The sequence below is a fragment of the Streptomyces sp. CB02959 genome (genome assembly GCF_002803155.1).
GTDB lineage: Bacteria > Actinomycetota > Actinomycetes > Streptomycetales > Streptomycetaceae > Streptomyces.
Genome location: NZ_NNBP01000019.1, coordinates 1 through 23,449, shown reverse-complemented (window position 1 = coordinate 23,449; position 23,449 = coordinate 1). Strand labels below are relative to the sequence as shown.

The 23,449-nt window shown below is 71.9% G+C and carries 18 protein-coding genes; 8 read left to right on the top strand and 10 right to left on the bottom strand.

What is annotated here, in order from left to right; genetic code table 11:
• Positions 1-72: 72 nt before the first annotated feature.
• Both CG747_RS27735 and CG747_RS27730 read right to left on the bottom strand, forming a co-directional pair.
• Complete coding sequence (locus tag CG747_RS27735) at positions 73-735, bottom strand: HAD family hydrolase (protein WP_100604580.1); 663 nt, start codon at positions 733-735, stop codon at positions 73-75.
• Positions 736-839: 104 nt separating this feature from the next.
• The gene (locus CG747_RS27730) at positions 840-1,346 is read right to left on the bottom strand and encodes a hypothetical protein (RefSeq protein WP_100604579.1); all 507 of its coding nucleotides are present in this window, start codon (positions 1,344-1,346) and stop codon (positions 840-842) included.
• A gap of 280 nt (positions 1,347-1,626) precedes the next feature.
• Between CG747_RS27730 and CG747_RS47460 the strand changes: the two genes are divergently transcribed.
• A complete protein-coding gene (locus CG747_RS47460; RefSeq protein WP_146022164.1) occupies positions 1,627-2,409 on the top strand; it encodes an Rv3235 family protein in 783 nt (260 codons plus the stop codon).
• A 99-nt stretch (positions 2,410-2,508) separates the two neighbouring features.
• Here CG747_RS47460 and secA read toward each other — a convergent pair whose 3' ends face one another.
• Entirely contained in the window at positions 2,509-5,349 is a 2,841-nt protein-coding gene (secA, locus tag CG747_RS27720; RefSeq protein ID WP_100604578.1) for a preprotein translocase subunit SecA, read from the bottom strand.
• 320 nt (positions 5,350-5,669) lie between these two features.
• Here secA and CG747_RS27715 point away from each other — a divergent pair, with 320 nt between their 5' ends.
• Both CG747_RS27715 and CG747_RS27710 read left to right on the top strand, forming a co-directional pair.
• A complete protein-coding gene (locus tag CG747_RS27715) occupies positions 5,670-6,302 on the top strand; it encodes a GNAT family N-acetyltransferase (protein ID WP_100604577.1) in 633 nt (210 codons plus the stop codon).
• 76 nt (positions 6,303-6,378) lie between these two features.
• Complete coding sequence (locus CG747_RS27710; RefSeq protein ID WP_100604576.1) at positions 6,379-7,632, top strand: winged helix-turn-helix domain-containing protein; 1,254 nt, start codon at positions 6,379-6,381, stop codon at positions 7,630-7,632.
• 72 nt (positions 7,633-7,704) lie between these two features.
• Here CG747_RS27710 and CG747_RS27705 read toward each other — a convergent pair whose 3' ends face one another.
• The 7 genes from CG747_RS27705 to mtnA form a co-directional block, all read right to left on the bottom strand.
• The gene (locus tag CG747_RS27705; protein ID WP_100604575.1) at positions 7,705-8,463 is read right to left on the bottom strand and encodes a response regulator transcription factor; all 759 of its coding nucleotides are present in this window, start codon (positions 8,461-8,463) and stop codon (positions 7,705-7,707) included.
• A gap of 234 nt (positions 8,464-8,697) precedes the next feature.
• The gene (gene hpf / locus CG747_RS27700; RefSeq protein WP_100604574.1) at positions 8,698-9,393 is read right to left on the bottom strand and encodes a ribosome hibernation-promoting factor, HPF/YfiA family; all 696 of its coding nucleotides are present in this window, start codon (positions 9,391-9,393) and stop codon (positions 8,698-8,700) included.
• A gap of 692 nt (positions 9,394-10,085) precedes the next feature.
• Positions 10,086-10,580, bottom strand: a complete 495-nt coding sequence (locus tag CG747_RS27695) for a phosphoribosyltransferase family protein (RefSeq protein WP_308303805.1) — start codon at positions 10,578-10,580, stop codon at positions 10,086-10,088.
• A 627-nt stretch (positions 10,581-11,207) separates the two neighbouring features.
• A complete protein-coding gene (locus tag CG747_RS27690; RefSeq protein WP_100604572.1) occupies positions 11,208-13,103 on the bottom strand; it encodes an LpqB family beta-propeller domain-containing protein in 1,896 nt (631 codons plus the stop codon).
• Positions 13,093-15,225, bottom strand: coding sequence for an MtrAB system histidine kinase MtrB (mtrB, locus tag CG747_RS27685; RefSeq protein WP_374701823.1), 2,133 nt, complete (start codon positions 15,223-15,225; stop codon positions 13,093-13,095). The genes CG747_RS27690 and mtrB overlap by 11 nt, the downstream gene beginning before the upstream one ends.
• A 1-nt stretch (position 15,226) precedes the next feature.
• The gene (gene mtrA / locus CG747_RS27680) at positions 15,227-15,904 is read right to left on the bottom strand and encodes a two-component system response regulator MtrA (RefSeq protein WP_018542117.1); all 678 of its coding nucleotides are present in this window, start codon (positions 15,902-15,904) and stop codon (positions 15,227-15,229) included.
• Positions 15,901-17,073, bottom strand: coding sequence for an S-methyl-5-thioribose-1-phosphate isomerase (gene mtnA / locus CG747_RS27675; RefSeq protein WP_100604570.1), 1,173 nt, complete (start codon positions 17,071-17,073; stop codon positions 15,901-15,903). Before mtnA ends, mtrA begins: the two co-directional genes overlap by 4 nt.
• Positions 17,074-17,225: 152 nt before the next feature.
• Between mtnA and CG747_RS27670 the strand changes: the two genes are divergently transcribed.
• The 5 genes from CG747_RS27670 to CG747_RS27650 are packed head-to-tail and all read left to right on the top strand — an operon-like array spanning position 17,226 to position 23,040.
• On the top strand, positions 17,226-18,851 hold the full coding sequence (locus CG747_RS27670; RefSeq protein WP_100604569.1) for a hypothetical protein: 1,626 nt from the start codon (positions 17,226-17,228) through the stop codon (positions 18,849-18,851).
• Between the two features lie 4 nt (positions 18,852-18,855).
• Positions 18,856-19,548, top strand: coding sequence for a DUF4129 domain-containing protein (locus CG747_RS27665; RefSeq protein ID WP_100604568.1), 693 nt, complete (start codon positions 18,856-18,858; stop codon positions 19,546-19,548).
• Entirely contained in the window at positions 19,545-20,774 is a 1,230-nt protein-coding gene (locus tag CG747_RS27660; protein ID WP_100604567.1) for a DUF4350 domain-containing protein, read from the top strand. The genes CG747_RS27665 and CG747_RS27660 overlap by 4 nt, the downstream gene beginning before the upstream one ends.
• The gene (locus tag CG747_RS27655; protein ID WP_100604566.1) at positions 20,737-21,720 is read left to right on the top strand and encodes a MoxR family ATPase; all 984 of its coding nucleotides are present in this window, start codon (positions 20,737-20,739) and stop codon (positions 21,718-21,720) included. The genes CG747_RS27660 and CG747_RS27655 overlap by 38 nt, the downstream gene beginning before the upstream one ends.
• A gap of 9 nt (positions 21,721-21,729) precedes the next feature.
• Positions 21,730-23,040 carry a DUF58 domain-containing protein gene (locus CG747_RS27650; RefSeq protein ID WP_100604565.1) on the top strand — a complete coding sequence of 437 codons (1,311 nt, stop codon included), beginning with the start codon at positions 21,730-21,732 and terminating at the stop codon, positions 23,038-23,040.
• Positions 23,041-23,449 lie beyond the last annotated feature (409 nt).

The window sequence follows — 23,449 nt, the reverse complement described above, 5'->3', positions numbered from 1 at the left end:
CGGGGCGCCGCAGGCCGCTGCGCGGCGGGCCGACCCGCCCTCCGGGGAACGACGGGACTTCGCGGACCCGGCCTAGGCGACGATGTCCTCCGCGACCTGCACGGCCTCGGCGAGGCTGTCCACCACCGGCACTCCGGCGGCCGTCAGACTGCTCCGGCTGTGCGAACCGCCGGTGTACAGCACCGCGAGGGCTCCCGCGTCACGCGCGGCCACCGCATCGTCCACGGCGTCCCCGATCACCACCGTACGCCCCGGGTCGATGCTCTCCAGAGCCGCCAGATGACCGACCATCTGCGCGCTCTTCGATCCCCCGGACGGCCCCATGCGGCCCTCGACCCGGACGAACCGCGAGGCGATGCCCAGGCCGCTGACCAGCGGTATCAGCTCGTCGTGGCCGAACATGCTGAGGATCGACTGGCTCCGGCCGGCCGCCTGCCAGGAAGCCAGCAGCGTCTCCGCGCCCTCGGCGAGGCCGCACCCCGCCCGGTGCTCGGTGTAGTACCGGTGGAAGGTGGCGTCCATCACCAGCCACTCGGCCTCGGTCGGCAGGCGGCCCATCAGCCGCTCGTAGAACCGCGGCACCGGTACGCAGTACAGCTCGCGGTACCGCTCCAGCGTGATCGGCTCCAGGCCGATCTCCGCGAAGGCGGAGTTGGTCGCCGCGATCACGGCGTCGATGTCGTGGAACAGGGTGCCGTTCCAGTCCCACACGATGTGCGCTGCTGGCTTCCCCATGCCGTCCCCCCGGTCCTTCCCCCACGCGATTGCCATGGGGAAAACCGTACCCGCCGCCACTGACAACGGCGTCGGGCCGACGGCCGGGCCGCCGCGCCGGGGCATCACCCCAGCAACTGCGGAATCTCCTGCACCCCGAACCACATCAGGTCGTGGTCCTCCGCGCCGTCCACCGTGAACTGCGCGTCGTCGTCGCCGAGGTCGGCCGCGCCCAGCGCCGCCGCGGCCGCCGCCACGTCCTCCACCGCGTCCGCGGCGTCCACGTGCACCGCCGCCGCCTTCGACAGCGGCACCGGCCCGGTGATCCGCACCTCGCCCAGCGCGGACTGGTCCAGCCCCCGGTCCGGGTCCACGGCCGCGTTCCGGTCCGGCACGTCCACCGCCACCACGACCCGCCGCCGGGGCGTCTCCGGGTGCCCGGCCAGCAGCCGCAGCGACGCCTGCGCCGCGCGGTTCAGCGCCGCGTACTCCAGCTCCTCGATGTCGTCCGACACGTACCACTCCCGCAGTGCGGGCGTGACGGCGTACGCGAGCAGCGGGCCGGCCCCCAGCTCACCGCTCCGGTGTGCCGCAGCGAGCCCGGAAAGCGTCAGGGGAACGTAGACACGCATAACAGCCGCTCTCGCTAGATCCAGAACAATGCCCCGCCAGCATACGGCCGTGCGTCCCCCATCGTGCCGCCCCCGCACCTCCCGCCACACCCGGCCCGTGACTCTCCGGCGACCCGGCCCCGCCGCATGATCCCGGGCCCGCGCCACGGACGGGTGAAAATCCGCCGCCGTACCCCGGACGGCCGCGCGCCTTGCCGCCCCCGGCGCCCCGCCGACAAGATCCCACACCACAAGCTACCGACCGGTAATCACTCCGGATCCGGCACGAGGGGGCACCGCGATGACCGACACGACCAGCGAGAACACCGCAGCGACCGGCGCCACGACGGACACCCGCCCGGCCCCGGCAGGCCCGGCCCCCCAAGGCCCGCACCCCGGCGCCCCGACACCGGCCACGCCCACCGCCGGCGGCCCGGCGCCCGCCCCGACCGTCCCCCGCCCCCGCCGCTCCCCCACCGACCGCGTCCCCGACGCCCCGAGCGCCCCCGGCACCCCGCCCGAACCGGCGCCGGCGCCCGCCGCACCGCGCCGCACCGCTCCCCCGACCCGCCGCGGCACCCGCCGCCCCACCGGCCCCGCGGGCCGCGGCCCCGGCTCCCCCGGCAACCGCGGCCCCACCCGCACCCCACACCTCACCCGCACCACCACCGAATGCCGCCCCGCCGACCCGACCGCCAGCCGGGGCACCCCACTGCCCACCCCTGGTGCCCGGCGCAGCGCCCACGAGAACCGGCCCCACCTCTGGTTCGCCCACCAGCTCCTGCTCACCCTGAGCGCCCAGCGGCCCGTCCACGCCCTCCTCGGGCACGCCCTGCCCGCCGCCTACGACCAGCTCGCCGAACTCGCCCCGCGCTCACCCCTGCGCCCCTACGTCGCCCCGGGCCTGCGCGCCCCCGTCCCGGCCCTCCACGCATGCGGCCTGTGCCGCCCCCGCGACGGCGTCATCGAGGCGTTCGCCCGCATCACCACCGGCGCCCGCCTGCGCGCCCTGGCGTTCCGCCTGGAACGCGGCACCGACGCCCGCTGGCGCTGCGCCGCCCTCGACATCGGCCCCCTCCCCTAGAGCCCGCCCGACGGGCCGGGCCCGGGCAGCACGAAGGGCGCCCCGGCCGACCACGGCCAGAGCGCCCTCCGCTGCAGTTTCCGCCGCGCGGCCTGCGGCTCACTTCTTGCGGCGGCGGCCCCCGCTCTTCTGCGCCTTGCGCCGCTCCGCACGCGTCAGCCCGTCGGCCTCGGACCGGGCCGGACCGTCGCCCTCCGCATCGCTGACGAAGTCACCCTCGATGACACTTCCGTCACCGTCGACCTTGGGCGCGGTGAAGTGCAGCCGGTCGGGCCGCTGCGGCGCCTCCAGGCCCTTGGCGTGGATCTCCGGACGCCCCGTGCCGGCCGCCGCCGGGACGGCCACCTCGCCGCCCTGGTCCAGCGGGGCGCGCTCGGCGGCCTCCTCCACCGGGACCTCCTCGACCTGCTGCTCCACCTGGACCTCCAGGTTGAACAGGTAGCCGACGGACTCCTCCTTGATGCCCTCCATCATCGCGGTGAACATGTCGAAGCCCTCGCGCTGGTACTCGACCAGCGGGTCCTTCTGGGCCATCGCCCGCAGGCCGATGCCCTCCTGGAGGTAGTCCATCTCGTAGAGGTGCTCACGCCACTTGCGGTCCAGGACGGACAGCACCACGCGGCGCTCCAACTCCCGCATGATCTCCGAGCCCAGCTGCTCCTCGCGGGCGGCGTACTGCTCGTGGATGTCGTCCTTGATGGCGTCGGCGATGAACTCGGCGGTCAGGCCCGCGCGGTCGCCGACCTCCTCCTCCAGCTCGTCGATGGTCGCCTTGACCGGGTAGAGCTGCTTGAACGCGCCCCACAGGCGGTCCAGGTCCCACTCCTCGGCGAAGCCCTCGACGGTCTCCGCCTGGATGTAGGCGTCGATCGTGCCTTCCATGAAGTGCTTGATCTGCTCCTGGAGGTCCTCGCCCTCCAGGACGCGGCGCCGCTCGCCGTAGATGACCTCGCGCTGACGGTTGAGGACCTCGTCGTACTTCAGGACGTTCTTGCGGGTCTCGAAGTTCTGCTGCTCGACCTGCGACTGGGCGGAGGCGATCGCCCGGGTCACCATCTTGTTCTCGATCGGCACGTCGTCGGGCACGTTGGCCATCGCCATGACCCGCTCGACCATCTGCGCCTTGAACAGCCGCATCAGGTCATCGCCCAGGGAGAGGTAGAACCGCGACTCGCCCGGGTCGCCCTGCCGGCCGGAACGACCGCGCAGCTGGTTGTCGATGCGCCGCGACTCGTGCCGCTCGGTGCCCAGGACGTAGAGCCCGCCGAGCTCCTTGACCTCCTCGAACTCCGCCTTGACGGCCGCCTCGGCGCGCTCCAGGGCGGCGGGCAGCGCGGCCGCCCACTCCTCCACGTGCTCGACCGGGTCCAGGCCCGCCTGGCGCAGCTCGGCCTCGGCGAGGGTGTCGGGGTTGCCGCCGAGCTTGATGTCCGTACCGCGGCCGGCCATGTTGGTGGCGACCGTCACCGCGCCCTTGCGGCCCGCCTGGGCGACGATCGACGCCTCCCGGTCGTGCTGCTTGGCGTTGAGCACCTCGTGGGCGATGCCGCGCTTCTTGAGCTGCTGCGAGAGGTACTCGGACTTCTCGACCGAGGTGGTGCCGACCAGGATCGGCTGGCCCTTCTCGTGCTTCTCGGCGATGTCCTCGACGACCGCGTCGAACTTCGCGGGCTCGGTGCGGTAGATCAGGTCCGCCTGGTCCTTGCGGACCATCGGCCGGTTCGTCGGGATCGGGACGACGCCGAGCTTGTAGATCTGGTGGAACTCCGCGGCCTCGGTCATGGCCGTACCGGTCATGCCGGAGAGCTTGCCGTAGAGGCGGAAGAAGTTCTGGAGGGTGATCGTGGCGAGCGTCTGGTTCTCGTCCTTGATCTCCACACCCTCCTTCGCCTCGATGGCCTGGTGCATGCCCTCGTTGTAGCGGCGGCCGGCGAGGATACGGCCGGTGTGCTCGTCGACGATCATGACCTCGCCGTCGATGACGACGTAGTCCTTGTCGAGCTTGAACAGCTCCTTGGCCTTGATCGCGTTGTTGAGGTACCCGACCAGCGGCGTGTTGACCGACTCGTAGAGGTTGTCGATGCCCAGCCAGTCCTCGACCTTGCCGACACCGGACTCGTGGATGCCGACGGTGCGCTTCTTCTCGTCGACGTCGTAGTCGCCGGTCTCCTCGACACCGCGCTGCGGGTTGGCCGCCTCGCCCCGCTTGAGGCGCTGCACCAACTTGGCGAAGTCGCCGTACCACTTGGTGGCCGAGTCCGCCGGACCGGAGATGATCAGCGGCGTACGGGCCTCGTCCACCAGGATCGAGTCGACCTCGTCGACGATCGCGAAGTTGTGGCCCCGCTGGACCAGTTCGTCCTGCGACCACGCCATGTTGTCGCGCAGGTAGTCGAAGCCGAACTCGTTGTTGGTGCCGTAGGTGATGTCGCAGCCGTACTGCTCGCGGCGCTGAGCCGGCGTCATGTCGGCCAGGATGCAGCCCACGGTCAGGCCCAGGAACTTGTGGACCCGGCCCATCATCTCGGAGTCGCGCTCGGCGAGGTAGTCGTTGACCGTGATCAGGTGCACGCCCTTGCCGGACAGCGCGTTCAGATACGCCGGGAGGGTACCCACCAGGGTCTTGCCCTCACCGGTCTTCATCTCCGCGACGTAGCCGAGGTGCAGGGCGGCACCGCCCATCAGCTGGACGTCGTAGTGCCGCTGGCCGAGCACCCGCTTGGCGCCCTCCCGGACCGTGGCGAACGCCTCGGGCAGCAGGTCGTCGAGGCTCTCACCGTCCGCGTAGCGCTGCTTGTACTCGTCGGTGAGCGCCCGCAGCTCGGCGTCGGAGAGGGCCGCGAAGTCCTCCTCGATGGAGTTCACCTGGCCCGCGATGCGGTGCAGCTTGCGCAGGATCTTTCCTTCGCCTGCACGCATGATCTTCGTCAAGACGGACACTTGGGCTGGTCTCCTTGCCGGTCGGGCCTGCACGGTCGAGTGCGCGGGCGCGGCATGTTTCCAAGGGGGCAGGCCCCGCCGCAACGGCCATCGTAAAGGAGGACGCTGTCCGGCCGGGAGGTCCGACGCAGTCGAGCCCGCCGACCCCTCGCCTCGTCAACGCACGAGCCCGGGAGAAGGTGCCGGGGAAGTTTCCGCCGAACCGCCGGAAACTTCCCGCGCATACTCCCGGAACCACTCCCGGCACTCCTTCACCGCAGTGCCCGGAATCATGACGAAAACGGCTCGCGATGCGGTGCACACCACAGCAGACTCACCGCATGAAGCCCGTCGCCCTCACCACCGACCGCCTCCTGCTGCGCCCCTTCGAGCCCTCGGACGTGCCCGCGGTACACGCCGCCTGTCAGGACCCCGACATCCCCCGCTGGACCGCCGTCCCCTCGCCGTACGGCCTCGCCGACGCGGAGGGGTTCGTCGGCACCGTCGCCGCGGAGGGCTGGCGGAACGACACCTCCTACACCTTCGCCGTCGTCACCCGGGCCGGCGGCTCCCTGGTCGGTTCCATGGCGCTGCTCCGCCTCGACCAGCTGCGCACCCTGGAGCGGCAGGCCGAGCTCGGCTACTGGACGGCGAAGGAGCAGCGCGGCCGGGGCTACACCGCGGAAGCCGCCGGCGCCGTGGCCCGCTGGGCCTTCCACGAACTGGGCGTGGAACGCCTGGAATGGCTCGCCGAGGCCGGCAACGAAGGCTCCTGGGCGGTCGCCCGCAAGGTCGGCTTCCACCGGGAGGGCACCCTGCGCGCCAAGCTGGTGCACGACGGCACCCGCCGCGACCTCTGGATCGGCTCCCTCCTCCCGTCCGACCTCCCCCGCGAGCCCGCCCCCGCCGGCCCCACCGGCTCAGCCACCCTCCCGGCCCGGGAACCCACCCCCTACCTCCCCCACCCCCACTGACCCCACCAACAGCCCTGACCTGCGGGAACAACCGAACACCGGGGCATTGTCAGTACCCGCCCCTACGCTGTGCGACATGACCGCAGTGACGCAGCGACAGCCCGCACCACGCCCCGTGACCGCCCTGTCCGCCGACGAGGCCCGGCGGATGGCACTGCGGGCCCAGGGCCTGCTCGGCGCCCCGGACCGCCGGGCCGGCGTCCGCGGGACGCTGCGCCGCCTGGGCGCGGTCCAGCTCGACACGATCTCCGTGCTCGCCCGCTCCCACGAGCTGGTCCCCTACGCCCGGCTCGGCGCGGTCGGCCGCTCCGCCGTGGAGAGCGCCTACTGGTCGGCGAGCCCCGAGGCCGACGCCCCGGCCCGGCCGCACAGCTTCGAGTACTGGTCGCACGCGGCCTGCATCCTGCCCATCGAGGAGTGGCCGCACTTCGCCTTCCGCCGCCGCGCCCGGCGCGCCAAGGGCCACCGCTGGCACGTCATGAAGGACTCCGCGCGCTCCTGCGCCGCCGTCCTGGACCGCCTCAAGGCCGACGGCCCGCTCACCACCTCCCAGCTGGGCGGCGGCCGGAACGGCGGGGAGTGGTGGGACTGGTCCGAAACCAAGATCGCCGTGGAATGGCTGCTGGACACCGGCGACGTGGTCTGCACCGAACGCCGCGGCTGGAAGCGGATCTACGACCTCGCCGAGCGCGCCGTCCCCGATCCGCTGCTCCACGACGACCTCGACGACACCGCGTGCATACGGCGCCTGGTCGCCCAGGCCGGCGCCGCGATGGGTGTGGCCACCCGCGCGGACCTCGCCGACTACCACCGCCTCAAGGGCGAGCAGGTGGACGCCGTCATCGAGGACACCGGGCTGGTGCCGGTGACGGTCGAGGGCTGGGCCAAGCCCGCCTGGGCGGACCCGGAGGCGCTCGCCGCAGCGCCCCGCGGCCGGCACCGCACGACCCTGCTCTCCCCGTTCGACTCCCTCATCTGGGACCGCCCGCGGACGGAACGGATCTTCGGCTTCACCCACCGCCTGGAGGCCTACGTCCCCAAGCCCCGGCGGATACACGGCTACTTCGCCATGCCCCTGCTGGCCGGCGGCAAGCTGGTCGGCCGCGTCGACCCGGCCCGCGAGGGCGGCACCCTGGTCGCCCGCCAGCTCTCGCTCCAGAGTTCCAAGGCCGTCCGCCCCATGGCCGAGGCACTGCGCGAGGCCGCCGCCTGGGTGGGCTGCGACAGCGTCCGCGTCGAGCGCTGCGACGACCCGCGACTGGTCACCGCCCTGCGCGCCGAACTCACCCGCACCGACGAGACCGGCCCCGAGGAGGACACCACGGCCTGACCCGCAAGCCCCGGCACCGGCCGCAAACCACCGACAATCCGACGCCAATCCGGGGGCACCCGGCCCCCGGCTTCACCGGATTTCGAGAATCTTCTCCCGCATCGCATACACCACGGCTTCCATCCGGGAATGCAACTGGAGCTTCTCCAGGATGTTGCGCACGTGGTTCTTGACGGTGTTCTCGGAGATGAACAACTCCTTGGCGATATCGCGGTTGTTCATGCCCGTGGCAACGAGTTTGAGGACCTCCAGCTCCCGATCGGTGAGCCGGGGCGCCGGCACCAGACGACGCTCGTCGGTGCGCTGGATCATCGACTTGAACTCCGTCAGGAGCTTGGACGCCATCGACGGGCTGATCTGCGACTGCCCGTCCGCGACGGCCCGGATCGCGGTGGCCACCTCGTCGGTGGAGATCTCCTTGAGGAGGTAGCCGGTGGCACCCGCCTTGATCGCGTCGTAGAGATCGGCCTCTTCGTCACTGATCGTCAGCATGATGATCTTCGCGCTGGGGGCCACCTCCTTGATGGAGGTACACGCCTCGATCCCACCGCGCCGGGGCATCCGGACGTCCATCAGCACGATGTCGGGCAGCAGGTCGGCGGCCTTGTCGACCGCCTCCGCACCGTCGCCCGCCTCGCCGACGACCTGGATGTCCTCCTCCTGCGCCAGCACGATCTCCAGACCGCGACGGAAGAGCGCATGATCGTCCACGACGAGGACCCGAATCGGCTCCTTGCGCGGCACCCGCGCGGCACCGCCCCCGTCGTCGGCCCCCACACCGCAGACGTCGCCGTCCGCGTCACCCCGCGTGGGCCCGAAACTCTCCCCCATGCTTCCTCCCCGTCAACTACTCGGCCGAAGGGCCAGAGTTTGGATATAAGGCTGGTTGACAACAGCCCATTTCGGCCGGCCCGATCAATGCCATACGACCGTCTCCCCGGTATGTCGCCGTTTCGCGTCCACATACTCCCCGGCTGGCACAAACACTATACGGCTTCAACTCCAGCCTCCTGCAGGCACGATGGTGCCCCCGGGCGTGCGCCGGGGGCACCGAACGGGTGGGGGTCAGCCACCCAGCGCGCCGCCTGCGCCGCCGGGTGATTCCTCTCCGAACGCGTCGGAATTCAAGTGGATGACGCCGTAGTCGTAAGCGTGCCGCCGGTAGACGACACTCGGTTGCTTGGTCTCGGCGTCGACGAAGAGATAGAAGTCGTGTCCGACCAACTCCATCTCGTAGAGCGCCTGGTCAAGCGCCATCGGCGCGGCCGAGTGGGTCTTCTCGCGGACGACCACGGGCCCTTCGCCCTGGATCTCCAGCGATCCCATCCGGGTGGTCGGCACCTTGTCCTGCTGAGCGGCCTCCTCCGCGGCCGTCAGGCCGTGGCCGTTCAGTCGTGCCGCGTCGGGGACGGTCATCGCGACCTCACTCGCCGGGATACGGCCGTTGCCACGGCGCGAATGACGCTTGTCGTGCTGCTTCCGCAGGCGCGCCTCCAGCTTGGCTGTTGCCAGATCCAGCGCGGCGTACGGGTCGGCTGCGGCCGCCTCGGCCCGGACCACCGGGCCACGGGAGCGGAGCGTGATCTCCACTCGGTCGGAACGGTCGGCCTGCCGCGGGTTGGGCTCCTTGGACACCTCGACGTCCAGGCTGATCACCTTGCCGTCGAGCTTCTGGACTTTGTCCAGCTTCAGCTTCTCGGCCACGTGCTTGCGGAACCGCTCGGGCACCTCGGTCTTGCGGCCCTTGACGACGATGTCCACGCAGAACTCCGTTCCCGGATCGCCCCGCTCAGCAAGCGGAGCAGCTCCTTCTTGCACCAGGCTCCGGTGGGTGCCGAAGCCTCGGACTGGCGACTTTCACCTCCTCCTCCCCCAGGGACGAGATCTCCATTCCCACGTTTTCAGAATCGCCGAAAAACCCTGAAAAGCATGCAACACGACATCGGAGGCAAAGCGTCCGCCAAGTCCTCACAACCGAACATAGCTCTACTGGACGGGTGTCGGCACCCCCTCGCCACGACCAGCTCCATTTGAGTGAAATTCGGCGCTCACTACCAGCAACGACTTGCCACCCCACCCGGTTCCCCTTCGCCCGCTTCCCGCAGGGGCGCCCAGACGGCCGCCCGAGGCCCCTCTCCGCCGGTCAACGCCCCGGGACGTCCTTTCCCTCGGACGGCGGCACCGGCCGCCGCCACGGCCCCCCTGGCGCGCCAGGGGGGGCGGTCCGGCCGGTCGATCGATCCATGCATCCGGGCCCCCGTCACGACAGGCCGGTCGAACGATCGACACGTCAGGGTGGACCGCGACGGCCCGGAAGGCGGGCGGCCACCCGCCCGGAGCGGAACACGGCGGCCTGCCCCATCCACAAGAGGCACGGGCACCCTTGCGCCCTGCGACCCTCTGCCTGTCTTGTGGCCGACCACCGTCGCTTCTTTGGCCGGACTCAGGCCCCCTCAGCTTCTGTTGAAAAGGAAAGAACTGCGGGAGGCGGCCACCACCGCGGCACCCGACACCCGGCCACCGGCAGCCCGGACCGCCCGTGCCGCCTCGGCGAGCGTGGCCCCCGTCGTCACCAGATCGTCCACCAGCACCACCGGCAGCCCCGTCAGCAGCCTCCCGACCGCACCCGGCACCTCCAGGGCACCGTCGACGTTCGCGAGGCGCTGCCGGGCATCCAGCCCCGCTTGATCGACCACCGCACGACGCTGCCGCAGCACGCCGACCACCCGTGCGCCGGCACCCACCCGCCGCAGCTCGCCGGAGGCCGCCAACGCGATCCTGCGCACGGGATCATGGCCACGACCGGCCACCGCCCTCCGCGCGGACGGCACCGGCACCAGCAGGAGGGGGCCACCCCCTCCCCCCACCCCCCGCACCGCCCCCGCCAGCACTGCCCCCAGTGGCGCGGCCAGCCGCAGCGCGCCGCGCTCCTTGTGGGCCAGCAGCACGGCGCGAACCTCATCGGCGTACGGCGCACCGGCCCACACCCGCGGCAGCCCCGCCGGCACCGGCCTCGGCCTTACCTCCCCCGCGCCACGCCCATCGCGCCACAGCGCCCGACGACACCCCGTACACAGCTCCGTACGCGGCCGGCCACACCCCGCACAGTCGACCGGCAGCACCAGGCCCGCGAGCTCTCGCCACACCCCCCTCATGACTCCACTGTCGCGTCGTGGGAGCCCGGCCACCACCCCTGTGGATAACTACGCCGAAGCAGCCGACCCCGCGGCCGGAGACACCGCACCCGCGCGCCCTCGCCCCGGCACACGCCTCACCCGGGCACACCCGGGCCTGCCCCGCGCCCCTCCCGAACGAACCAGCGGCACCCGCGCCCGCACCCGGCTCGTGCTGGATCCGAATCCCGACGAACGGTCCACACCCGCCCTCCCGGACAAGCCGACACAGCGCCGTCCCGGAACCCGGCACCTAGGGCCGTCCAGGAGCCCGACACCCGAGGCCGTCCCGATCCGCGCCCCACCAGGCGCTCGGCCACCGCCCCGGCCCTCGCCGGGGCCGACGGACGAACCAACGCCGCCCCGCGCCCGTCCCCGTACAGGCCGTCGCCACACCCGCGCTCACCCCGGATAGACCGGCGCCGTCCCGTCCTTGGCCACCGTCTTCCAGTTGGAGTCCTGCGGCAGCCGGACTATGCCCTCCGCGGCGTCCGCGATCAGCGGGCGGGTCTCGTCCTCCGAGGCCGCCACCGCCTTGACGCCGTTGACCCCGGGCAGGGTCTGTGCGTCGGACGCCGAGCCGTCGGTCTCCATGTACTGCATCTGCTGCACCCCGCCGGCTTCCCGGCCGACGACCACCAGCCGGCTGCCGCCCGCCCAGGACGCCGCCACCACGTCCTCCAACTGGGGTGCGATCGGCCGCAGTTCCTGCACCGACAGCGTCGGATGCACGGAGGTGCCGTCCCGCTCGACCCGGCCAAGCTGGAGCGTCGTCCGGCCCTTGTCCTCCACCAGGATCGCGATCCGTATGCCGTCCGCGGCCACCTTGATCGCCTTGATCCGCCGCCCGCCGAGGCCGGGCACCGAGACCTCCTCGGGGTCGCCCTTGCCCTCGCGCATCCGCAGCAGCCGCGAGCGGTGCGCGTCACGGTCGGCGATCCACAGGTCGCCCAGCCCGTCCCAACTCGGCGCGGTCAGCCCCTCGTCGGCGCTCTTGGCCGTACTGGCGCTGGTCAGCAGCGGCCCCGCGCGTTCGACGCCGTCCTCCAGCCCGGACACGTACAGATACCGGCCGTCGCCCGACACCCCGGCCGCGGTGGTCTCCCCGCGCGAGATGGCGACCGAGCGCAGCGGGGTCTTCCCGGTGCCGAACGGCCCGCGCACCGGCGTCGGTTCGCCGGCAGTGTCCGACATCGCGACGACGCGGTGTTCCGCGTCGATGAAGTACTCCTTGCCGGAGCGGCCGGAGTGGCCGGGTGCGGCGAAGTCCTGCTCGGCCTGGTCCTGGGTCAGCGCGCACAGCGAGTTGCCGTTCGGATCCTGGAGCTCCACCTGGCTGATCCTGGAGGCCCGCGTCATGTCCTGGACGGTGAAGAAGAGCTGAGCCGCCATCCGCTTGCACTGGGCGGTGTCGGTGTTGACCGCCTGCTTGCTGAGCTTGACCTGCAGTGCGTTGGCGTCGTCCAGCGACAGGTCACGGGCGGCGAGCCGGGTGCCGGGCGGGAACGCCGAAGTCGTCACCCGGTCCAGCCAGTCGGTGGGCCCGGTGAGCAGCGCCTCCACACTGGACGTGATCGGCTTTATCCGCTGCCGCAGGTAGACCGGGTCGGCGACGAGCACGTTCTTGCCCGCCTTGGGGTCGTCCGACTCGGACTTGTAGGACGCGAAGTAGTACTTGTTGACGGAGCGATAGATGCGCTGGAAGTCGGACTGCCCCAGCACCAGCCCGTCGGGCAGCCGGTCGATGCGCCACTGGTCCCCCTCCTTGATGAGGTGGATCGTCTCGCGGTACGGCTTCTCCTCGGGGGTGTAGGCGTGGTTGGCGTCCACCTTCGCCACCTGGCTGCCGGCGAGCGTGACGGTGTAGCCGTTGGCGTCCTCGCGGCTGGACTGGGTCTCCGGCTCGGACTTCGGCCGCTCCTGGAGCACATTGGTGGCCAGGAACGGGCGCCAAGTCTGCTTCGCCGATTTGGCCAGGTACATCCTGGCGGTGCGGAAGTCCGCCTCGTCGCTGGTGGTCGCGTCGAGGAAGCTGCGCACGATGTTGGTGGGCTGGGCGCCGTCCTGCGGGGGCACGCCGTAGACCCGCACCTGCGAGTCGCCGTCGGCGCGCGGGGACGGGTCGGCGGCCGTGACGTCGCCGCTGTCCGGCATGGACGCGCAGCCGGCCAGCAGCGCCCCGGCGCAGCCCAGCAGGACGGTGTTGCGTCCCGTGAGTGCGGCGCGGGTGCCCCGGGGCGCGCGCCGGTGGAACCGCGGGGTGCGCGCCGCGCGCTCGTCTCCGTGCTCAGCGCCCACGCCGTCCGCCTTCCCGCTCCGCGCCGCGTTCGTTCTTCTGCTCCGTGCTGTCGGGGGCCGCACCGCCGTGCGCGCCGGGGGCAGCGGGCGTACCCGCGTCCGGGGTGGCGTCGTCGTGGACGCTGTCGCCGCCCGTGCGCGCGGACTTGCGCGCGGTGGCCTGCTGGGGCACCGCACGGGGACTGTCGCCGGGGGGCAGCGCCGCCGGGGGTGTCGTGGATCGGGCCGCGGCGGGCTGTGCGCCGGGGCGGGGCTGTGCCGGGATGGTGGACGCCGCGCGGCCCGTACCGGGGCGGGGCCGTCCGTGCTCGTCCAGGCCGCGGTTGCGCCGTGAGTCCTCGGGCTCCAGGGGGATCGGGGAGCCGCGCAGCGTTTCGCCGGCCGTACGGGGCAGCGTCAGCCGGAACTGGGAGCCGCCGCCCGGCTCGCCCCACGCCTGCAGCCAGCCGCCGTGCAGCCGGGCGTCCTCGATGGCGATGGACAGGCCGAGTCCGGTGCCGCCGGTCGTACGGGCCCGGGCCGGGTCCGCGCGCCAGAAGCGGTTGAAGACCCGGGTCGCCTCGCCGGGCTTGAGGCCGACGCCGTAGTCCCGCACCGCGACGGCGACCGCGCCGTCGCTGCGGCCGCCGGCGGACGCGAGCCGGACCACGACGTCGCGGCCCTCGCCGTGCTCGACGGCGTTGACGACGAGGTTGCGCAGGATCCGCTCCACCCGCCGGGGGTCGGCCTCGGCCATGACGGGGTGTTCGGCGCCGCGCACCACTATGCGGCCGCCCTTGCGTTCGGCGAGCGGTTCGGCGCCTTCGATGACGCGGTGGACCACGTCGCGCAGGTCGACCGGTTCGGCTTCCAGGGCCGCGGCACCCGCGTCGAACCGGCTGATCTCCAGCAGCTCGGCGAGGAGCGACTCGAAGCGGTCGAGCTGGCCGCGCAGCAGTTCCGCGGAGCGCGCGGTGGCGGGGTCGAACTCGTCCCGCACCTCGTGGATGACGTCGGCGGCCATCCGTACGGTCGTGAGCGGGGTGCGGAGCTCGTGCGAGACGTCGGAGACGAACCGCCGCTGCATCCGGGACAGCTCCTCCAACTGCTGGATCTTGACCTGGAGGTTCTGGGCCATCTTGTTGAAGGACTCGCCGAGCCGGGCGATGTCGTCCTCGCCGGTGACCTTCATCCGCTCCTGGAGGAGGCCGGCGGCCAGCCGCTCGGAGATCCCGGCGGCCATCCGTACGGGCGTGACGACCTGCCGCACCACCAGCCAGGCGATGGCGCCGAGCAGGATCACGACGAACACTCCGGCGGTCGCCAGCGTCCCGGTGACGAGCTTGAGGGACTCCTCTTCCTGGCTGAACGGGAAGAGGTAGTAGAGCTGGTACTGGTTGCCGTTGAGGTCGTTGAGCCGCTTGCCGATGATCAACGCGGGGAGGCCGTCGTTGGACCCGATGCGTTTGATCTGGGTGTACTGGCGGAACGTGCCGGACTTGCTGTCCAGCTTCCGCCGCAGTTCGACGGGGACGCTGCGTTCGGGATCGACGTCCCCGGAGGCGCGGGGTCCGCGGGTGCCGGGGGTGGAGTCGCCGAACGGTTCGTCGGTGTCGGAGCTGAGCGCGACGACCGAGAACACGCCCTGCCCGCCGCTGGCGAGCTGCTCGACCAGGCCGGTCAGCCAGGTCGCCGAGTCCTGGGTGCCGCGACTGGCGGTGCGGCTGTTGTCGTCGGTGTGGTTGTCGTCGCCGCCGTCGGCCAGTTTCCGGGCGACCTCGAAGCCGCCGACGGCCTGGCTCTGGGCGGCCTGTGCCTTGGCGGTGAGCAGGCCGTTGCGGACCTGCCCGACGACCACGACGCCGAGCAGCAGCACCACGGCCAGCGACATCAGCAGGGTGGTGGCGACCACCCGCAGCTGGATGTTGCGTCGCCACAGGCGCAGCGCGGGCAGCAGCGGCCGCCGCACCCACCGGCTGAAGAGCCGCAGCAGGGGATGGACCGGCCCGCTCACCGCGCCGTCGGGCAGCAGCTGCCCGCCGCGCAGCAAGCGTGCCGCTACACGATCCGAAAAGGACATTTCGCTCGCCGGGCCGACGGTGCGCCCCCGCTGTCCCTCGGGGGCCGAACCGTCCCGGGGCATCTCAGCTGGGCCCGGCCTTGTAGCCGACGCCGCGTACGGTCACCACGATCTCCGGCCGCTCCGGGTCCCGCTCGACCTTGGAGCGCAGCCGCTGCACGTGGACGTTGACGAGCCGGGTGTCCGCGGCGTGCCGGTAGCCCCAGACCTGCTCCAGGAGCACCTCGCGGGTGAACACCTGCCACGGTTTGCGCGCCAGCGCCACCAGCAGGTCGAACTCCAGCGGGGTCAGCGCGATCGACTGACCGTCCCGCTTCACGGAGTGCCCCGCCACGTCGATGACCAGGTCCCCGATCGCCAGCTGCTCGGGGGCCGGCTCCTCCGAGCGCCGCAGCCTGGCCCGGATCCGGGCCACCAGTTCCTTGGGCTTGAACGGCTTGACGACGTAGTCGTCCGCGCCCGATTCGAGGCCGACCACGACGTCCACCGTGTCGCTTTTGGCGGTCAGCATGACGATCGGCACACCCGACTCGGCACGGATCAGCCGACACACCTCGATACCGTCCCGTCCGGGCAGCATCAGGTCGAGCAGTACAAGATCGGGCTTGGTCTCGCGGAACGCAGCGAGCGCCTTGTCGCCGTCCGACACGAACGACGGTTCAAAGCCCTCGCCGCGCAGCACGATGCCGAGCATCTCTGCCAGTGCGGTGTCGTCGTCGACGACCAGGACGCGTCCCTTCATTCGGCCATCATCCCATTACCTGATCGTGACTTTCTCCATCGTGAGGCGGAACACACGTCCGCCAGCCGCTCGCGGTTCACCGGCGACACCACTCCGGCCTCCGTCACGATCGCCGTCACCAACTCGGCGGGCGTGACGTCGAAGGCCGGGTTGTAGGCCAGCGAGCCCAGCGGGGCCACCGGAATCCCGGCGCCTGCCACCGCCCCGGTGCCCTGCAGATGCGGCAACGAGAACTCCGTCACTTCATGGCCCGGCCGCTGCTCCACCTCGATACCGGCCCCGTCCACCGTCTCCAGGTCCACCGTGCTGGTCGGGGCCACCACCACGAACGGAACGTGGTGGTGACGGGCGAGCACCGCCAGCGGATAGCTGCCGATCTTGTTGGCGACCGCGCCGTCCGCCGCGATCCGGTCCGCCCCGATGAGCACCGCATCCACCTCACCGGCCGCGAACAGCGAGCCCGCGGCGCCGTCCGCCAGCACCGTGTACGCCATTCCGGCCCGCGCCGCCTCGTAAGCGGTCAGCCGCGCCCCCTGCAACAGTGGCCGGGTCTCGTCCACCCACAGTCGCCGCAGCTCACCGGCCCGGTGCGCCGCCAGCGCCACGGCCAGGGCGGTCCCCTCTCCCCCGGAGACCAGGGCGCCCGTGTTGCAGTGCGTGAGAATGCGGTGCCCGCCGCCTGGCAGCAGCTCACCCAGAAGTTCCAGACCGTGCTCCGCCATGCGCGCACTGGCCTCGATGTCCTCAGCGTGGACGGCCCGCGCCTCGGCCAGCGCGGCCGCCGCCGCATCCTGCGCGCCGGCACCGGCGGCCGCAGCCCTGCGGTACGCCTCGGCCGCGCGCCGGACGCCGTAGCCGAGGTTGACCGCGGTCGGCCGGGCATTGGCCAGTGCGTCCGCCGCCTCCTCGACGTCGAATCCACGCGCCGCGGCCAGCGCAACGCCGTACGCACCCGCGATGCCCAACAGCGGCGCCCCGCGCACGGCCAGCGTCTGGATAGCCCGCACCAACGCCGGTACGTCCGTACAAACCAGCTCGACCTCCTCCGCCGGGAGCCGGGTCTGGTCGAGCAAGACCACCACCGGACCCTCGGGCAACTCCCCCCAGCGCAACGACGGGACCGCGAGCGACTCGACGCCCGCCTCCGATACCTCGTGCCGATCAGCCATCCCCTCAGTCTGCCGCCGACCACCCACCGAACAGAAGGTCCCCTTCCTCGAAGGGCACGGGTACAGAGCGCCACCGGCCATGACACGATGAACGACACCGCGGACCCCGGACCCCGCCCGCCCCGGCGGACGGGCAGCAAGAAGGAGCGACGATGAACAACTCTCCGGGCTGGGCCTCGCCCGGATCCTCTCCCTCCGACGAGCCGGGCCGCGGCACCTCGGAGCAGCCCACCCAGCCGCCCGCCCCGGAAGACCGCCCCGACGCGGCCCAGCAGCCGGCCCCGCCGAACTGGTCCAGCAACCAGCCGCCTGCCGGCCAGTGGACGGCCCCCGCCGGCATCCCCGGCCAGGGCGGACCGGGCGCCCAGGGCGCCGGGGACCGCACCCGCGCCTCGTCCGGCTCCGCCCCGGGCGGCTGGGCCACCCCGCCGGGGCCCGGCAATCAGGGTGCCTGGGGCAACGGCCCCAGTTGGGGCGGCATACCGGCCGCCGCCAAGCCGGGCGTCATTCCGCTCCGCCCGCTCGGCGTGGGTGAGATCCTCGACGGCGCCATCACCACCATGCGCGCCCACTGGCGCACCGTGCTCGGCATCTCGCTGGTCGTCGCACTCGTCTCGCAGACCGCGATCACGCTCGTCACCGGCCTGTGGCTCCCCGGCTCCAACCGTCAACTGAGTCCCGAAGACGGTGCCGCACCCCCGTTGCGCCAGGTCATGGGCGAATTGGCCGACTCCCTCACGGGCTCCGCCATCACCACGCTCATCGGACTGCTCGCCACGATCATCGCCACCGGCATGCTGACCATGATCATCAGCCGGGCGGTCCTGGGCCGCTCGGTGACCGCCGGAGAAGCTTGGAGCGATGCCCGCGGCCAACTCCCGCGCCTGCTCGGCCTGCTCGTCCTGCTTCCTCTGATCGTCTTCGCCGTCTTCGCGGCCGCTCTGGCCCCGGGCCTCATCGTCACCAGCTACGGCTCGAGCAACGTCGGTCTCCTCCTCACCATGCTCGGCGTGCTCACCGCCACCGTCGTGAGCATCTGGCTGTGGGTCCGCTACAGCCTCGCCTCCCCGGCCCTGATGCTGGAGAAGCAGGGCGTCGCGGCCTCCATGCGGCGCTCCGCCAAGCTCGTCCGCGGCGCCTGGTGGCGGGTGCTGGGCATCCAGCTCCTCGCCTACCTGCTGATCGTCATCGTCGAGTTCATCGTCCAGATCCCGGCCACCTTCATCGCCTTCCTGATAGGCGGCGAGAACCTCATGGACTGGGCGAACGGCACCAGCGACTCCACCGGCTGGCCGTTCCTCATCGTGCTGGGCATCGGCGCGGTCATCAGCTCGGCGGTCACCTTCCCGATCAGCGCCGGCGTCACCGCGCTTCTCTACGTCGACCAGCGCATCCGCCGCGAGGCACTCGACCTCGAACTCGCCCGCGCCGCCGGCCTCCCCGGCTACACCCCCGAAGCGCCCGCCACACCCCCGGCCGCCGGCGGCACCCCGGCCCCCAGGACCGCTCCTGACGCAGCCTCTGCCGCTCAGCCCGCCGCCGACGCCCCGTCCACCCAGCCCCCCGCCGAGCCGGCAGAGCCGACGGACGCTCAGCCGACAGACCTTCAGTCGACGAAGATTCAGCTGACGAAGACCCAGGACGCCGAGGCGGAGAGCGCAGCGCCGGACAAGACCGAGCCTGCCACCACCGAGAAGCCCGACACTCCTGGCACGCCCACGGAGGCCACTCCCGGCATCCCCGGACCGCGCCCGACCGACACCGCACCGGGAAGCTGATGCGGTGACCACAGGGGGGAAGATCACCGCGCTCGCCGGCCTCATCGCACGCTCCGACGACGGCATACCCGTAGGGATCTCGCGCGACGCCGCCCGTGAGGCGGCGGAACGCGAGCTGTCCGATCCCCGGTACCACCAGCACGACCCCAATCTGCTCCAGCGCGCCCTGGATTGGCTCTGGGACCGCATCGGCGAGCTCTTCAATGAGGCCTCCGGGGCCACCCCGGGCGGCTGGGCCGGTCTCATCGCCATCGCCGTGTTCGTGCTGCTACTGATCGTCGCCCTCCGGCTGCGGCTCGGTGCGGTACGCCGCACTCCGACCACACGGAGCACCCTCTTCACCGATACGCCCCGCACCGCCGCCGAACACCGTGCGGCCGCCGACCGGCACGCGACCGAGGGCCACTGGAACGAGGCGATCCAGGACCGGATGCGCGCCATCGTCCTGGCCCTCGAAGAGCGCGCCCTGCTCACGCCCGGCCCCGGCCGCACCGCCGACGAGGCCGCCACCGAAGCCGGCCTGGTCCTCCCCGCGAACGCCGGACAACTCCGCACAGCGGCCCGCACCTTCGACGACGTCGCATACGGCGGCCGCCCCGGCACCGAACGGGCATACGCCCTCCTGGCCGACCTCGACACCGAGCTGCAGCGCGCCAAGCCCCAACTGGCCGCCACCCCGACCAGGAGCCGCGGATGACCACGGCCACCACCACCGCCGTCCCCGGTCGCAGCGCACGCCGCCTGTGGGCCCGCTCCCGGGGCGTGCTGCTGGGACTGCTGCTGCTCGTCATCGGCGGACTGACCCTCGCCGCCCTGCAGTCCGGCGAGCACAACGGCCGGCTCGACCCGCGCTCCGCGGACCGGACCGGAAGCCGGGCGCTCGCCCAACTCCTCACCGCCCACGGCATCACCACCCAGGTCGTGACCACCGCCGAGGAGGCCGCAGCCGCAGCCGGCCCGCACTCCACACTCCTCGTCACCGCCCCCGACGTGCTGACCTCCGATCAGCTGACTGGTCTCCACGCGGCGACTACGCACACCCCCGGCCGCACCATCCTCCTCTCGCCCGGCTTCGCGTCGCTCCAGGTCTTCGCGCCCGGCGTCCGATCCGAGCCCCAGATCGGCAACGCGCCACGGGAGCCGGCCTGTTCGCTGCCCGCCGCCCGTCGCGCGGGCGACGTCCTCCTGGGCGGCATCCGCTACACCACATCCGCCACCGCCGCCGACCGCTGCTACGACGCCGGCGGCTACCCCTCCCTGCTGCGCCTCCCGGCCGCCCACAAGGCTCGCGACACCGTCCTCCTCGGCTCCGCCGATTTCCTCTACAACTACCGCCTCGCCGAGCGAGGCAACGCCTCGCTGGCCCTCCAACTCCTCGGTGCGCACAAGCATCTGGTCTGGTACCTCCCCTCCGTCAGCGATCCGTCCTCCGCCGCCCCGGACGCGCAGCCGGGCTTCTTCGGCCTCATTCCCTCCGGCTGGCGCTGGGCCCTTCTCCAGCTCGCCCTCGCCGCCGGCTGCGCGGCCCTGTGGCGTGCCCGCCGGCTCGGCCCGCTGGTGCCGGAGCGTCTCCCGGTCACCGTCCCGGCCGCCGAGACCACCGAGGGCCATGCCCGTCTCTACGAACAGGCCCACGCCCGCGACCGGGCCTCAGCCGTCCTGCGCTCCGCAACCCGCACCCGGCTCGCCCCCCTCATCGGCGTGCCCCCCACGCACGCCCACACCCCCGACCTCCTTCTCCCGGCCATCCGCACCCACTTGGCCGCCGCCCCCCTGGCCACGACCGACCTCCACGCTCTGCTCTTCGGTCCCACCCCGGCGGACGACAAAGCCCTGGTGCACCTGGCCGACCAACTCGACACACTTGAGAACTCGATCGTTTCCCATGAGAGGCACGCACCCCGTGAGCACCCCGACCGCTGACAGCGCCCGAGCCTCACTTGAAGAACTGCGCACCGAGATAGCCAAGGCCGTGGTAGGTCAGGACCCCGCCGTCACCGGTCTGGTCGTCGCGCTGCTCTGCCGCGGTCACGTACTCCTCGAAGGAGTCCCCGGCGTCGCCAAGACCCTGCTCGTACGCGCCCTGTCCACGGTCCTCGAACTCGACACCAAGCGCGTCCAGTTCACCCCCGACCTGATGCCCAGTGACGTCACCGGCTCGCTGGTCTACGACACCCGCAACGCCGAGTTCTCCTTCCAGCCCGGCCCGGTCTTCACCAACCTCCTGCTCGCCGACGAAATCAACCGCACGCCACCCAAGACCCAGGCGTCCCTGCTCGAGGCGATGGAAGAACGCCAGGTGACCGTCGACGGCACTCCCCGTCCGCTCCCCGAGCCGTTCCTCGTCGCCGCCACGCAGAACCCCATGGAATACGAGGGCACTTACCCTCTCCCCGAAGCCCAGCTCGACCGCTTCCTCCTGAAGCTGACGGTGCCCCTGCCCGCCCGGCAGGACGAGATCGACATCCTCAACCGTCACGCGGCCGGCTTCAGCCCGCGCGACCTGAACGCGGCAGGTCTCCGCCCGGTCGCTTCCGCCGCCGACCTCGAAGCCGCCCGGACCGCGGTCGCCAAGACCGCCGTCTCTCCCGAAGTCACCGGCTACATCGTCGATATCTGCCGTGCCACTCGCGAATCCCCCTCGCTGTCTCTCGGCGTCTCCCCCCGAGGAGCCACCGCCCTGCTCTCCACCTCACGTGCCTGGGCCTGGCTCACCGGCCGTGACTACGTCACGCCCGACGACGTCAAGGCCCTGGCCCTCCCCACGCTCCGGCACCGCGTGCACCTTCGGCCCGAGGCCGAGATGGAAGGAGTCACCGCTGACTCCGTGATCAACGCCGTGCTCGCTCATCTCCCCGTCCCCCGCTGAGGCAAGACCGTGGCCCTCACCGGACGCACCGCTCTCGTCTCCGCGCTCGGAGCCCTGGTCGTGGGCTTCGTACTGCCCAGCTGGCTCGGGATCCTCACCGTTCAACTCGCCTTGCTGATAGCAATCTTGTGCGATCTGGCGCTCGCCGCGCCAGTGCGAAAGCTTCATTTCACCCGAACCGGTGACACAAGCGTTCGACTAACGGGCGAAGCCCACATCCACCTCACCCTCACCAACCCCAACCGCCGTCCCCTGCGCGCCCAGATCCGCGACGCCTGGCCCCCCAGTTCGTTCCAGCCCGGCAACGACATCCCCTCCTCCCGCCACACCCTCCGCGTCCCCAGTGGTGAACGCCGCCGCCTGACCACCACCCTCCACCCCACCCGCCGCGGCGACCACCACGCCGTCCGCGTCACGGTCCGCTCCTACGGCCCCCTCGGCCTGGCCGCCCGCCAAGGCAGCCATCACGTCCCCTGGACCCTGCGCGTCCTGCCCCCCTTCACCAGCCGCAAGCACCTCCCCGCAAAGCTCGCCCGACTCCGCGAACTCGACGGCCGCACCAGCATCCTGACCCGCGGCGAAGGCACCGAATTCGACAGCCTCCGCGACTACACCCCGGGCGACGACACCCGCTCCATCGACTGGCGCGCCACCGCCCGACGGCAGACCGTCGCAGTCCGCACCTGGCGCCCCGAGCGCGACCGGCGCATCCTCCTCGTCCTGGAAACCGGCCGCACCTCTGCCGGCCGCGTCGGCGACACCCCTCGCCTCGACGCCTCCATGGACGCCGCGCTGCTCCTCGCCGCTCTCGCCGCCCGCGCCGGCGATCACGTCGACCTGCTCGCCTACGACCGCCGGGTACGCGCCTCCGTACAAGGCCGCACCGCCCGCGACCTCCTTCCGGCCCTCACCGACGCCCTCGCCCCCCTCGAACCCGAGCTGGTCGAAGCGGACGCCCGCAGCCTGGCGGCGACAATCCACCGCCACACCGGACGCCGTTCCCTCATCGTGCTCTTCACCGGCCTCGACACGGCCCCCATGGAGGAAGCACTGCTGCCCCTCCTCCCCACCCTCACTCAGCGGAACGAACTGATCGTCGCGGCGGTCGCCGATCCCCGCATCGACAAACTGGCCGACGGCCGCCACACCCCGCAGGCCGTATACGCGGCCGCCGCCGCGGAGCAGACCCGCGCCGCCCGCCGCCGCACCGCCGACCGCCTCCGCCGCCACGGCATCACGGTCATCGACTCCACGCCGGCCCACCTGGCCCCCGACCTCGCCGACGCCTACCTCTCCCTGAAGTCCGCCGGTCGGCTGTAAAAGCCCATCCGGACAGACTTCAGGCTGCAAAGACCAGCGCAAGCACCGGGCCACGCCAGCATCTACGAGGAAGCAGCCATGCCCCTCAGGCGGCAGAGCCGGCCGCGCCCTCCAAGACGCCGAGACTTCATACGGACTCCCCGCGCCGTCCCTGTCCCTCTCCACGCGGACGCTCACAACTCCTACATGCCATCCGGGCACACCCGCATGGCTCACGAAACAACCCCCGTACAGCCCAAGGCCAAGCCCCGCCGCACCCGCTGGCCATGGCACTGCCTATGCCTATGTCCATGGACACGGGTCGGTCCGCCGGCCGACCATGTCACAACAAAAACAAAAAGGGCCCCGTCCCCAAGCCCAGATCACACTGGCTTGGGAAACGAAGCCCAAAACAGACAGGCCCCGCACC

Coding starts and splice junctions, on each gene's coding strand:
- CG747_RS27735 (WP_100604580.1), bottom strand. CDS start 735: ATGGGGAAGCCAGCAGCGCACATCGTGTGGGACTGGAACGGCACCCTG.
- CG747_RS27715 (WP_100604577.1), top strand. CDS start 5,670: ATGAAGCCCGTCGCCCTCACCACCGACCGCCTCCTGCTGCGCCCCTTC.
- CG747_RS27710 (WP_100604576.1), top strand. CDS start 6,379: ATGACCGCAGTGACGCAGCGACAGCCCGCACCACGCCCCGTGACCGCC.
- mtrA (WP_018542117.1), bottom strand. CDS start 15,904: ATGAAGGGACGCGTCCTGGTCGTCGACGACGACACCGCACTGGCAGAG.
- CG747_RS47460 (WP_146022164.1), top strand. CDS start 1,627: ATGACCGACACGACCAGCGAGAACACCGCAGCGACCGGCGCCACGACG.
- CG747_RS27670 (WP_100604569.1), top strand. CDS start 17,226: ATGAACAACTCTCCGGGCTGGGCCTCGCCCGGATCCTCTCCCTCCGAC.
- CG747_RS27660 (WP_100604567.1), top strand. CDS start 19,545: ATGACCACGGCCACCACCACCGCCGTCCCCGGTCGCAGCGCACGCCGC.
- CG747_RS27655 (WP_100604566.1), top strand. CDS start 20,737: ATGAGAGGCACGCACCCCGTGAGCACCCCGACCGCTGACAGCGCCCGA.
- CG747_RS27705 (WP_100604575.1), bottom strand. CDS start 8,463: ATGGGGGAGAGTTTCGGGCCCACGCGGGGTGACGCGGACGGCGACGTC.
- mtnA (WP_100604570.1), bottom strand. CDS start 17,073: ATGGCTGATCGGCACGAGGTATCGGAGGCGGGCGTCGAGTCGCTCGCG.
- mtrB (WP_374701823.1), bottom strand. CDS start 15,225: ATGCCCCGGGACGGTTCGGCCCCCGAGGGACAGCGGGGGCGCACCGTC.
- CG747_RS27730 (WP_100604579.1), bottom strand. CDS start 1,346: ATGCGTGTCTACGTTCCCCTGACGCTTTCCGGGCTCGCTGCGGCACAC.